This window comes from Kerstersia sp. (genome assembly GCF_052103615.1).
In the GTDB taxonomy this organism is placed as follows: domain Bacteria; phylum Pseudomonadota; class Gammaproteobacteria; order Burkholderiales; family Burkholderiaceae_B; genus Kerstersia.
The window spans coordinates 23432-35797 of record NZ_JBQEKA010000013.1 but is presented as its reverse complement, the minus strand read 5'-3'; the positions used below and the strand labels follow the sequence as shown (position 1 = coordinate 35797).

Here is a 12366-nt window from a genome sequence, read left to right as displayed (position 1 = left end):
GCCCGCCATGCCCCAGCGCCATCGGCACTGACACTGCCAGTCATACCGGCATTACCGCCAGTCATAAGCAGACTGTTTATGATGGCAGTCCGGCCCCGCTGCCTCCCGCGCAGCGGAAACCCCTTTGATGACCCGCACCATGATCCAGTCCAAGCTGCCCGACGTCGGCACCACCATTTTCACCACCATGAGCCAACTCGCCGCAGAAACCGGCGCCATCAACCTGGGCCAGGGCTTCCCCGACTTCGACCCTGACCCGGCGCTCTGCCAGAAAGTCAGCGAAGCCATGGCCAGCGGCCTGAATCAATACCCCCCCATGCCCGGCCTGCCCGCCTTGCGCGAAGCCATTGCGGCCAAGGCGGCGGCGCTATACGGCCATTCTTACGATAGCGGCACGGAAATCACTGTCACCAGCGGCGCCACGCAGGCCCTGATGGCTGCCATCTTCTGCGCTGCCGGGGCGGGTGATGAAGTCATCATCATCGAACCCGGCTACGACTCTTACCGCCCGGCCATCCGCCTGGCCGGCGCCACGCCAGTCGCCGTCGCCATGCGCGCGCCCACCGCCAGCGACCCGTATTTCCGTTTCGACTGGGATGCCATCCGCCAGGCCATCACCCCGCGCACCCGCTTGCTCATCCTCAACTCGCCGCACAACCCCACGGCCACCGTACTGGAACCGGCCGACCTGGACGCGCTGGAAGCGCTGCTCAGCCAGCATGACCTGCTGATCCTGTCGGACGAAGTCTATGAACACATTCTGTTCGATGGCCGCCCGCACCTGAGCATGGCCACGCGGCCCGCGCTGGCGGCGCGTTCTTTCATTGTGTCCTCCTTCGGCAAGACGTATCACACCACCGGCTGGAAACTGGGCTATTGCCTGGCGCCCGCGGCGCTGACCCGCGAATTCCGCAAAGTGCATCAATTCATGGTGTTTACCTCGCCCACGCCCATGCAGCACGCCTATGCGGGTTTCGTGGGCAGGCCCGAGACCTACCAAGGGCTGAGCGCTTTTTATCAGGAAAAACGGGACTTCCTGGCGCAAGGCCTGGCCCAGACCCGTTTCCGCCCGCTGCCCAGCGCCGGCACCTTCTTTTTGCTGGCGCAGTATGAACAGATATCCGACCTGAACGGTTCCGACTTCGCCATCTGGCTGACCCGTGAGCATGGCGTCACCGTCATCCCGGTTTCCGCGTTCTACCAGGATCCGCAGGCTGCCGCTTCCAACCACGGCATTGTCCGCTTCTGCTTCGCCAAGCAAACGCCCACGCTGGCGCAAGCACTGGAGCGCCTGCAACACGTCTGAACCGGCAGCAGCCGCCTGGCTGGCCGCTGCACTGCCAAAGCCCAGCCGCGCTTGCCGCCTGGGCTTGCCACAGGCCATGCGTGCCAGAAAACGGGCGCCCCCTGGCAGCGTCCTACTGCCATCTGTTCCGCTTGTCACTCGGGAATCCCGGGCATTGTGCGGCCCTGACACGCCGTGCATACTGAGCCGGCCAAAACCAGCCTCTGCCCGCATCCCTTCGGAGACCCGCCATGCGTCCCATCCGCCTGACTGCCAGCCTGATGATGCTCATGCTCGCCGCATGGCTCACGGCCTGCATGACGTTCTCAAACAACACGCCCAACGGCACTGTCCGCCTGTTCTACCAGGCTGTCGCCGACGGTGACACAGACCTGGCGCTGGAACAGGTGCAGCATCCCGCCGAAAGCACGGAACGCAACAAGCAACGCGCCGCCATTGAGGAAATGCAAAACACCATGCAGGCCAACCAGGGCCTGGCCGAGGTGCAGATCCTGCAAGGCCGGCTAAGCCACCAAGGCACGCAAGCCGAGGTACAAGCCAGGATTATTTTCAAGAACGGCAGCACCAAGACCGAAGACCTGAGACTCCAGACAAATAACAACATCTGGAAAATCGTCCTCTAAACCGCCGCCAAACCAGGCCCCGCCGCGACGGCAACGGAACGGTCTGCCTACCTCACAGCCCCGCACAGCACCGCACGGCGCGGCTTAGCAATGCCCGCCGCCCTGTTGCGACTTGATACCTTACCGGATAGGTACGAAGGTTCTCATAAACCTACAATGCGCAGGCTCGGCCTACGCCTCACACCGCAGGCCGCAGGCCCATTTCGTGCGGCAGCGCTACAATGGGCCGTCAAAAATCAATCTCATTCACGGTTTTCACAGGATTCCCGCCATGCTTCGCTCACGCCTGTCCGCATTTTTCGCTCTGTTCTTCGCCCTGATGCTTACTGCCTGCTCCGGCGGCAAGCCCGAATCCGTGGTCGAGACCTTCTACAAGGCCGCCGCCAAGGGTGACGTCGAACTGGCCACCAAGCAAATCGCCCTGGCAGAAGTCCCGGCCTCCGAAATGACCATGGCCAAAGGCAAAATCCAGATGATCGTCGGCGAAATGCAACAACGCGTTGCCGCCAATGACGGCCTGAAGAAGGTCGAAATCATTGAAGTCACCATCGACGAAGCCAAAAACACCGCGGCTGTCCGCTCCAAACTGGTCTTCGGCAACGGCAAGGATTCCGCTACCAGCAACAATCTGGTCAAAGAAGGCGGCGACTGGAAAATCAGCCTGAAGTAAGGCTGTGCCGGGCTTGACCACAATCGCCCGCGGCGCCCGCCTGTGCCTGGCACTCGCGGGCGCTTTGCTATCCGCCGCCGTGCTGGCGGCGGGCAGCAGCACGTTGCCTGCGGACGCCAAGGCGGGCGACCTGATCTTCCGTGAAGGCACGGAAGCGGTCAGCGATGCTGTCATGACAGTCGATGGCGGGGGGTTCAGCCATGTCGGCATGCTCCTGGGCGAGCCTGGCCGCTGGCAGGTGGTTCACGCCACTCCTTCGGAAGTTCCCGGCCGCCCCGACGGCGTCGTCATCGACTCGCTGGAATTCTTTACCGATCCCAAATTATCGCGCCGCCACGTCGTCTATCATGTCGGCAAGGCCGCCCCCGGGCAACGCGAACAAGCCGTCGCAGCCGCCAAGGCCGGGCTGGGCAAGCCATTTCGTCTGGCCGACCCGGCTGGCACCTATTGCACCACCCTGGTCTGGCAAGCCTGGCGCGACGCCGGGCTGGATCTGGAAGTTGAATTCACGCCCCTGGCGATTCCGCTGATGCAGGGCGAATACCTGCTGCCCGGCCGTCTGGCCGCGTCGCGCCACCTGCACGCCCTGGACGACACGCCGCCTCCCGCCGATACCGGCGCGGCGCCTGCCCTGGCTGTGGCTGCGCCGCAGCCCTAAGATCACCGCGCCCGGAACCTAAAACAGCGCCGCAAATGCTACGGCGGAAGCGGCTGCCAGCGCCGCCCCGGGCCAGGCCTTATCCGCGCCGCTGCGCCACAAAACCGGCGTCTAGCGCCGCCGTGCCGCCGCAGCCCAAATGCGTCAAGGTTCCCAGATACTCATCCCGCAGAATATGCAGGGCATCCAGCGCGCCGTCCTCGCCCCCGCTCGCCAGGCCATACAGCGCTGCCCGGCCCAGCAGCACACCGCTGGCCCCAAAAGCCACCGCCTTGGCCATGTGCGAACCGCGCCGCACGCCGCCATCGACCATGATTTCGCACCCTTGCAGATCCATCCCCTGCAAAGCGGCCAGCGCTTCCATCCCGGTCCAGGCGCTGTCGAGCTGCCGCCCGCCATGGTTGGATAGGACGACGGCATCCACGCCCATGGCACGGCAGCGCAATACGTCCTGAGGATCCAGCACCCCTTTCACAATCAGTTTCCGGGGCCAGGCCTGGCGCACCGCTTCCAGCGCCTGCCAGGAAAAACCGGCATCCATGGAACGGCGCAACAAGGCCGCCCTGGCCTGTGGCGACTGCGCTTCCGGCGTCTGGAAATTGCCCAGGGCCGGCATGCCATGGCGCAGATAATTCCAGGTCCAGCGCGGATGCAACAGGCCATCGAGCACCATGGCCGGGGTATAGCGCGGCGGCATGCGAAAACCATTGCGCACATCGCGCTCGCGCTTGCCATTGGCCACCACATCGACCGTCACCGCCAGGCACTCGTAATCCGCCTCGCGGGCACGCCGCACCAACGATAGCGCCAGCTCCTGCTCCACCACATACAGCTGGAACCAGAGCCGCCCGCCCGCCTGGCGCGCCACTTCCTCCAGCGCAGCATTGGAGGCAGTGGACAACATGAAGGGGATACCGGCGCGCTGCGCCGCGCGCGCCAGCGCGATATCTCCATCTGGCCACAACAAACCGTTCAGCCCGGTAGGCGCCACCGCTGCCGGGAAGGCCGACGGCCCGCCCAGCAAGGTGGTTTCCGGATGCAATGCGCGCAGATCCGTCAGGCGGCTGGGCACGAAACGCCAATCGGCAAACGACGCCAGATTGTCCGCCAGGGTCTGCTCATCCTCCGCGCCGCCATCCACATAATCGAAGATGGCGCGGGGCAGGCGCCTTTTGGCCTTTTCCCTCAGCGCGGTGATATTCATTGACGCTCAGCCTCGTAGCGCTCGACCAGTTCACGCGCCTGGCGCAACAGAGCCGGGCCGTCGCCCCCCTTGGCCGCCACTTCCTTGAACCAGGTTTCCTGCACCGGTGCCGTCGCAGCAACCCAGCGCTCGTACTCGGCCTGCGGCAAATAGTGAATCTCGCCGCCCGCGGCAACGATTTGGTCGCGATAACCGCCGCTCAGATCGTCAAACGCCGTGCGGCCCGCCCAGCCGGATGCTTCCAGGCCGCTATTGGCATCGATCACCGCCTTCAGGTCGTCAGGCAGGCTGTCGTATTTCGCCGGGTTCATGCCGAACAGGAAAATAGTATTGGACAGGCGCGGCTGGCCCTCAGGCACATCGACATGATATTTCGCCAGTTCCTGCAAACGGATGGCCGGGGCGCTTTCCCAGGGCACCAGAATGCCGTCAATCACCTTCTTGGCCATGGATTCCGGCACCGCGGCCATCGGCATCTGCACCGGCGTCGCGCCCAGCGCTTCAATGCTGCGGGAGTTCAGCCGGGTGGGCGCGCGCAGCTTGAGCGATTGCAGCTCTTCCAGCTTCTCTGGCTTGTTGCCATCGGCAAAGTGCAGCAGGGCGCCTTCATGCAAATGCAGGAACACCGGGCGCACCCCCTTGAACTCGTCCTGGGCATTGTCCTGCACATATGTCCACAGCGCCTTGCTGCTGGCCTCTGCGGAACGCGTAATCCAGGGCAACTCAAACACTTCGGACTTGGTATAGCGGCCCGACGCATAGGTGGCCGTGGTCCAGATCACATCCACCACGCCATCGCGCACCTGGTCGATCAATTGCGCCGGCGTGCCGCCCAGCTGCATGGCCGGATAGATCTGGCATTGCAGGCGGTTGTCCGATTCCGCGCGGATCTTCGCGCACCATGGCTCGATCAGGTTCTTCTGCGCGCTGGAGGTCGATGGCAAAGGGTGCTGCACGCGCAAGGTGATGGGTTTATCGGCAGCCTGTACCGCGCCGACGGCCAGCAGGGCGGGCAACAGCAGCGCCATGGGGGAAATACGCATTTTCGTCTCCTCGGCCTGTCTCAGGCCTGTATTTTTTGTTGGTCCTTCTCTCCGGCGCCAGCGGCCCATGGCCGCCAGCGCCGTATCACTGCGTGGCTTCAGCGCGTTATTGCTGCTGCCCGCCAGCCTTGGGCTGGGCGTACTCCGTCACCAGGGCACGGGCGGCGTCATACAGCGCCTGCCCGTCCGCGCCCTTGGCGGCGACTTCCTTCTTCCATTCATCAACGATAGGCGCGGTTGCCTCTACCCAGCGCTGGTACTCTTCCGGCGTGATGTGATAAATCGTGCCGCCATAGCCGGTCGCTTCGTCCTGGAAGCGTTGCAGCTGTTCATCAAAACCGGCGCGGCCCGCCCAGCCGGATGCTTCCAGACCGCTATTGGCATCGATCACCGCCTTCAGATCGTCAGGCAGGCTGTCGTACTTCGCCTGGTTCATGCCGAACAGGAAAGTAGTATTGGACATACGCGGCATGCCTTCCGGCACGTCCAGGTGCCACTTGGCCACTTCGCTCAGCTTGATCGCCGGCATGCCTTCCCAAGGCACGGTCGCGCCATCAATCACGCCCTTGGCCACGGATTCCGGCACCTGCGGCAGCGGCATCTGCACCGGCACGGCGCCCAGCAGGCCGATCATGGTGGAATTGATGCGCGTCGGCACCCGCACCTTCAGGCCCTTGAGTTCTTCCAGGGTCTTGGGCTCCTTGCCCGCGAAGTGCAGCAGCGTTCCGTCATGCAAGTGAACAAACAGCGGTTTCACGCCCTTGTATTCGTCCTGGGCGTGCTCTTCCACATAGCGCCAGAACGCCTTGCTGCCCGCTTCCGCGTTATCGGTAATCCAGGGCAATTCAAAGACTTCGGTCTTGGTAAAACGGCCCGACGCATAAGTGGGAATCGTCCAGACAATATCCACCACCCCATCACGCGCCTGGTCGAAGAACTGCGCCGGCGTGCCGCCCAGCTGGGCGGCCGGGTAGATCTGGCAGCGCATGCGCTGCTCAGACTGTTCTTCGATACGTTTGCACCAGGGTTCGATGATGTTCACCTGGGCATTGGAATTCGACGCCAGGAAGTGATGCACGCGCAACACAACAGGCTTGGCGGCAGCGGCCGGCAGGGCAGTCGCCAACGCAGCGGCGGCGAGCAGGCATTGCAAAGTCTTCATGGTAAGTCTCCTCTGTGAATAATTTTTCTGCAGCTCTCGTCCCGGCCTGCGGCAAGATTGCCGCAGGCCGGATCCGGGCGGGCTTATCCGCCCATGCCGTGCACCAGCGCCAGCGTAATGCCGGGTACCCCGGCCAGCAGGATGATGCGCAGCACGTCAGTCATCAGGAACGGCATGACGCCACGATAGGTTTCCATCAAGGTCACGCCCTTGGCCATCCGGTTGACGATGAACACATTCATGCCCACCGGCGGCGTCACCAGGCCGATTTCCACCACCATCAGCGCCAGAATGCCGAACCAGATGGATTTATCCGCATCCGGCATGCCGAAATCCAGGCCCATGATGATGGGATAGAAAATCGGCACCGTCAGCAGGATCATCGCCAGCGAATCCATGACGCAGCCCAGCACGACATAGATCAGCAGAATCATGGCCAGCACTACCCAGGGCTGCGCGCCGCTGCTCAGCACCCAGTCCGCCAGTTCCGCCGGCATCTGCGACAACGCCAGCGCGGTATTGAGCACATCAGCGCCCAGCAGCACCAGCAAAATCATGGCCGAACCGGAAGCCGTGCCCAACACGCAGCGCAGCAGGCCGCGCCAGCGCAAGCCGCCCAGCACCACCGCCAGCAAACCGCAGGCGCCGGCGCCGATGGCAGCCGCTTCGGTCGGTGTCGCCCAGCCGCCATAAATCCCGACGATCACCACCAGGAACACCAGGGCCACCGGCAACACATCCAGCAAGGCGCGCAAACGGCTGGCCCAGGGCACGCGAGGGCCCGCCGGACCAATTTCGGGGCGCCGGTAAACCTGCAGCAGAATGACCAGAAAATAGCCCGCCAGCGCCACCATGGCCGGCATGATGCTGGCGACGAACAGCTTGCCTATGGATTCCTGCGTCAGAATGGCATAGATAATCAAAGGCACCGAAGGCGGGATCAGAATACCCAGTGTGCCGCCCGCCGCCAGGGTGCCGGTCGCAAAGCCGCCGTCATAGCCATAACGGCGCAATTCGGGCAGGGCCACCTGGCTCATGGTGGCGGCAGTCGCGACCGAAGACCCGCAGATGGCGCCAAAACCGGTGCTCGCGCCCAGCGCCGCCATGGCCATGCCGCCACGCCGGTGTCCGATGAAAGCGGCCACGCAACTGAACAGATTCCGGCTCAGACCGCCATGAATGGCAAATTGCCCCATCAACAGGAAAAGCGGAATCACGACCAGATCGTAATTGGACAACCTGGCGAACGGGATCGACTTCAGCATATTGAGCCAGGGCAACATGTTCCAGTCGAGCAGATACACATAACCGACCGAGCCGCCGATAAACATGGCCACACCGATCGGTATGCGCAGGCCCATCAACAGGAACACGCCCACGAAAATCCACATGCCGATGCTGATACCGCTCATTTTCCTTCCCCTTGCGACGACAGGCAGGCGGACAGGTTGCGGCCCGCCAGATACAGCCCGGACAACGCCAGCAATGCAAAACCCGGCACCATGGCAGCCTGGAACCAGCCCACCGGCCAGGCCAGGATGGCCGAGGTTTCCCCGGACTCCATGGTAGAAGCGGCGCCCGCGCCGATACGCCATGCCAGAATGGCGCCAAAAGCCGCCACGGCCAAGGAACCCAGCGTTTCCAGCAGGTGAATCCAGCGGCGCGGCAGGGCGGCCGTGAACAGATCCACTTTCAGATCGCCATGAATCAGGTGGCAATAGGCAAAGAAATTCGCGGCGGCAGCGGCGGCCACCAACTGCATGATTTCCATATCGCCCGGCACGGGCGCGGAAAACAGCTTGCGGCCAACGATGGAAATCACCGACACCACCACCAGCACCACGAACATCAGCCCGCCCACTGCCGCGGCGAACTTGCACACCCAGAGCAGGGCTCTGCCAGCCCGGCCCATCTCGACAGCAACGCCGCTGTCGTCATCCACCATGGTTTCGGCCATGCGCGTCTCCTCTTTCTTGTTTTTTCATCGGCCGTCAGCCGTTCAAGCCTGCGCCGCTGGCTTTTTCGCCGCCGCCTTTGTCACCACCGTATGCTGGTCAGCCAGACGCATCAGCGTCCACAGGGTTTCATTGCGCGGCACCGGCACGTCCAGCTTGCGGGCGGCGCGGCAAACAGCGCCGTTGATGGCGTCGATTTCCGTCGGCCGGCCCGCCAGGCGGTCTTGCAGCATGGAGGGCTGATGGCCGGTATGGTGTGCCATGGCATGATCCATCAGCGCAGCCACACGCGGCTCATTGACGGCCACATCCAGCGCGCGGGCAACCGCCAGCACTTCGGCTGCCGTCTCATGCACCAGCGCCACCCCTTCGGGCAATGCCGCCAAGCCATCCACCGGGCAGCCCGCCAAGGCGCACATACTGTTCATGGCCGCATTGAATGCCACCTTCTCCCAGATATCCACCAGAACATCCGGCGCCACATTGCAATCCAGCCCGGCCCCACGCATGGCCTCGGCCAATGCTTCCAGTGAGGAATTGGCGCTGCCATCGGCCATCATGAAACGCACATAGCCCCGTCCGTGGGAACGCACAACGCCAGGCGCCGTGACATCGGCAGGTACCGTCGTCATGCCATGCGCTACCCGGCCGGCTTCCACCACCTGCGCCAGTTTTTCGGCATTGCCCAGGCCATTTTGCAGGCTAAGCAAATACGTCTGCGGCCCAATCAGGTGGCTGACACCCGCCAGCGCGGCATCGGTGTGGACAGACTTGGTAAAGACCAGCAGCCAATCCGGCGCGCCACTGGCCGCTTCCGGACGCATGATGGGCAGCCTGACCGTGCGCCGGCCGCTGCCCGTTTCGAGTACCAGACCATCCGCCTGTATCGCCTGGATGCGGGCGTTATCCACATCCAGCAAGGTCACATCATGGCCCGCCTCGGCCAGCTGGCCGCCAAACAGCGCGCCCATGGCGCCCGCGCCCAGTATTGTTATTTTCATTCTTCGCTCCTCCTCTTGCGCCCGTGGGGCAGGGCGGCGCTGGCGCCGCCCGCCAGGCTTACTTCACAACGATTTCCAGCAGATTGGGCCCCTGCGCCGACAACAGGCCAGGCAGCGCCTGCGCCAGTTCTTCGGCGGTTTCCACCCGGCTGGCCTGGGTCAGCCCCTGGCCTTGCGCCAGCAGCACGAAGTCCAGGTCGGGCAAATCCGTGCCTTCGGGTTTCACGCCCGGCGGGTAGTCGAATACCGGCGCGAAATCTTGCAGCGCGGCATAGCGGCGGTTATTGAGGATGATGAAGCTGATCGGCAATTGCAGTTGCGCCGCCGTCCAGAGCGCCTGGATGGAGTACATGCTGGAACCGTCGCCAATCAAGGCAATCACGCGGTCATCACGCCCGGCCTTGCGCTGCGCCAGCGCCACGCCGACACTGGCCGGCATACTGTAGCCCAGGCCGCCGCTGGCCATGGTGTAGAAGCTGCTGCCGCCCGACATGGGCAGGTAGCGCTGCATCAGGCCGCGCGCGCCCGGCGCTTCTTCCACGACCGCAATCCCGTCCGGCCGGGCCCGGTCCAGCGCCTGCAAGGCATAGGCGGTGGACAAGGGCAGGCTGGCTTCGGCTTGCGGCGCGGGCGGCAACACTGCCGGCGCCTGACGCGCTGGTGGCGAGGACTGCGCCAGCAGGGCTTCCACCGCTAAATCCAGGCTGGACACGATGGCATTGCCCAGCGGCGTCCAGGCCGAAACGTCGGGATTGTCCACCACTTGCCATAGGCTGGCTGCTGCCGGAATATGCGGCCCGTTGCCTTCCACGTGATAGCTGAACGCAGGCGCACCCAGCACCAGAACCAGATCCGCGCCATCGAGACGCTCGACAATCTGCTCGCGAATCGCAGGCAGGAAGCCCGCGAACAGCGGGTGGCGCTCAGGGAAGCTGCAACGTGCCGACATCGGCGCCACATAGACCTGCGCCTGATGGCGTTCTGCCAGGGACACCAGCCTATCGACCGCGCGATCCCGGTCCACCCCGGCGCCCACGACGATCTTCACGCAGCGCGCCGCATCCATGGCTTGCGCCAATTTTTCGATATCCGCGGCCACTGGCGCGCGCGCTGGCGACACATGGCGCGGCGGCACCCACTCGGACGGCAAATCCCAATCATCGGCCGGCACCGACACCAGCACCGGGCCGCGCGGCGCCTGCATGGCGATACGGTAGGCGCGCGCCATGGCCCAGGGCACATCTTCGCCGCGCGCCGGCTCACACGCCCATTTCACATAGGGCTGCGGCATCAGTGTGGGCTGTGTCGCGCCCAGGAAAGGGTCGAAGGGCAGCATGGAACGCGCCTGCTGGCCCACGGTAATGACCATAGGCGTCTGGTTGCGGAATGCGGTGAAAATATTGCCCATCGCATGCCCCACTCCCACGGCGGAGTGCAAATTCACCAGGGCGGCGTTGCCGCTGGCCTGGGCATAGCCATCCGCCATGCCGACCACGACGGATTCCTGCAGGCCCAGGACGTAACGGAAATCCTCAGGGAAATCACGGAACATGGCCAGTTCCGTTGAACCGGGATTACCGAATACAGTATCTATGCCGAATTCACGAAACAGGCGAAACACCGCGTCGCGGACAGTCGGGCGCGGAGAATCGGGGGATGAATGGCTGTGCATGGCAATCAGTCGCTCCATAAGTTGATTGAAGCCAGTCTAGGCAGCAGCCACTTATTGCTCAATAACATGAGACTAATATCTAATATTGGTATGCCCAATATCAATGACATCGACCTGAACCTGCTGCGCGTCTTCGACGCCATCTACCGAACCCGCAGCGTCAGCCGCGCGGCGCTCCAGCTGGGCCTGTCGCAGCCCTCCACCAGCCAGGCGCTCACCCGCTTGCGGCTGCTGCTGCGCGACCCGCTGTTTGAACGCATCAGCGGCGGCGTCCGGCCAACAGAACGCGCCAACCGCCTGGCGCAGTCCGTGCAAAGCGGGCTGGCCCTGCTGGAAGCGGCCGTGCGCGATGGCGAAAGCTTCGACCCGGCCTCGTCCACCGAATGCCTGCATCTGCACCTTACCGACATCGGCGAAGCCCGCTTCCTGCCTGCCATCATGGCCAGCCTGCACCGGCATGCCCCCGGCATGCGGGTCGAGGCCCGGACGTATCCGCAGGCCAATATCACCGAGGCCCTGGATGACGGGCGGCTGCACTTCGCGCTGGGCTTTCTGCCGGAAGTCTCAGGCACGGAAACCCAGGATTTCCTGGTGGACCGCTACCGCCTGCTGCTGCGCAAGAATCATCCGCTTTGCGCGGTGTGCCATAGCCCGACAGACTGGCAAGAGCATCTGCACAGCCTGGAATTCGTCGCCGTGCGCTCGCATACCGAAACCCTGCGCATCCTCCAGGTGCTCAAACTGACCCACCGTGTGCGCCTGATGGCGTCCAACTTCCTGGCCTTGCCCGGCATCATGCGCAACACCGACCTGGCGGTCATCATGCCGCATGAAATCGCCCGGGCACTGTCGGAATACGATCACTGCGCCATCATTGACCCCAAACTGCCGCTGCGCCATTTCAATGTCGCCCTGCACTGGAGCCGCCGCCATGCCCACAAACCCATGCTGGCCTGGGCGCGCAACCTGTTGCTAAGCATGGAACTTACCCCTTCAAATTCCAGCCGCTCCTGAACCAGGGCTGGGCACCAGACGGGCCTGGCGCCTTGCGCAACCCGTCACGGCCGCTCAG

At 63.8% G+C, this 12366-nt stretch carries 12 protein-coding genes; 5 read left to right on the top strand and 7 right to left on the bottom strand.

Annotation, left to right across the window (positions count from 1 at the left end):
• The first annotated feature begins 139 nt into the window (after window positions 1–139).
• The 4 genes from ACTJGZ_RS05390 (at window position 140) to ACTJGZ_RS05375 (ending at window position 3257) form a co-directional block, all read left to right on the top strand.
• Window positions 140–1306, top strand: a complete 1167-nt coding sequence (locus ACTJGZ_RS05390) for a methionine aminotransferase (RefSeq protein ID WP_441661938.1) — start codon at window positions 140–142, stop codon at window positions 1304–1306.
• A 230-nt stretch (window positions 1307–1536) separates the two neighbouring features.
• A complete protein-coding gene (locus ACTJGZ_RS05385; RefSeq protein WP_441661916.1) occupies window positions 1537–1929 on the top strand; it encodes a DUF4878 domain-containing protein in 393 nt (130 codons plus the stop codon).
• 271 nt (window positions 1930–2200) lie between these two features.
• Window positions 2201–2599, top strand: coding sequence for a DUF4878 domain-containing protein (locus ACTJGZ_RS05380; protein ID WP_441661915.1), 399 nt, complete (start codon window positions 2201–2203; stop codon window positions 2597–2599).
• Window positions 2600–2612: 13 nt separating this feature from the next.
• The gene (locus ACTJGZ_RS05375) at window positions 2613–3257 is read left to right on the top strand and encodes a YiiX/YebB-like N1pC/P60 family cysteine hydrolase (RefSeq protein ID WP_441661914.1); all 645 of its coding nucleotides are present in this window, start codon (window positions 2613–2615) and stop codon (window positions 3255–3257) included.
• A 79-nt stretch (window positions 3258–3336) separates the two neighbouring features.
• On the opposite strand, the gene ACTJGZ_RS05370 is transcribed toward ACTJGZ_RS05375, so the two are convergent.
• The 7 genes from ACTJGZ_RS05370 to mdlC form a co-directional block, all read right to left on the bottom strand.
• Entirely contained in the window at window positions 3337–4461 is a 1125-nt protein-coding gene (locus ACTJGZ_RS05370; protein WP_441661913.1) for an alpha-hydroxy-acid oxidizing protein, read from the bottom strand.
• The gene (locus tag ACTJGZ_RS05365) at window positions 4458–5504 is read right to left on the bottom strand and encodes a TRAP transporter substrate-binding protein (protein WP_441661912.1); all 1047 of its coding nucleotides are present in this window, start codon (window positions 5502–5504) and stop codon (window positions 4458–4460) included. The genes ACTJGZ_RS05370 and ACTJGZ_RS05365 overlap by 4 nt, the downstream gene beginning before the upstream one ends.
• A 106-nt stretch (window positions 5505–5610) precedes the next feature.
• On the bottom strand, window positions 5611–6666 hold the full coding sequence (locus ACTJGZ_RS05360) for a TRAP transporter substrate-binding protein (RefSeq protein WP_441661911.1): 1056 nt from the start codon (window positions 6664–6666) through the stop codon (window positions 5611–5613).
• Window positions 6667–6749: 83 nt separating this feature from the next.
• Window positions 6750–8078, bottom strand: a complete 1329-nt coding sequence (locus ACTJGZ_RS05355; protein ID WP_441661910.1) for a TRAP transporter large permease — start codon at window positions 8076–8078, stop codon at window positions 6750–6752.
• Window positions 8075–8623, bottom strand: a complete 549-nt coding sequence (locus ACTJGZ_RS05350) for a TRAP transporter small permease (RefSeq protein ID WP_441661909.1) — start codon at window positions 8621–8623, stop codon at window positions 8075–8077. Before ACTJGZ_RS05350 ends, ACTJGZ_RS05355 begins: the two co-directional genes overlap by 4 nt.
• Window positions 8624–8665: 42 nt before the next feature.
• The gene (locus tag ACTJGZ_RS05345; protein WP_441661908.1) at window positions 8666–9622 is read right to left on the bottom strand and encodes a ketopantoate reductase family protein; all 957 of its coding nucleotides are present in this window, start codon (window positions 9620–9622) and stop codon (window positions 8666–8668) included.
• Between the two features lie 58 nt (window positions 9623–9680).
• On the bottom strand, window positions 9681–11294 hold the full coding sequence (mdlC, locus tag ACTJGZ_RS05340; protein WP_441661937.1) for a benzoylformate decarboxylase: 1614 nt from the start codon (window positions 11292–11294) through the stop codon (window positions 9681–9683).
• Between the two features lie 90 nt (window positions 11295–11384).
• On the opposite strand from mdlC, the gene ACTJGZ_RS05335 reads away from it, so the two are divergent.
• Window positions 11385–12308, top strand: a complete 924-nt coding sequence (locus tag ACTJGZ_RS05335) for a LysR family transcriptional regulator (protein ID WP_441661907.1) — start codon at window positions 11385–11387, stop codon at window positions 12306–12308.
• Window positions 12309–12366: the final 58 nt, after the last annotated feature.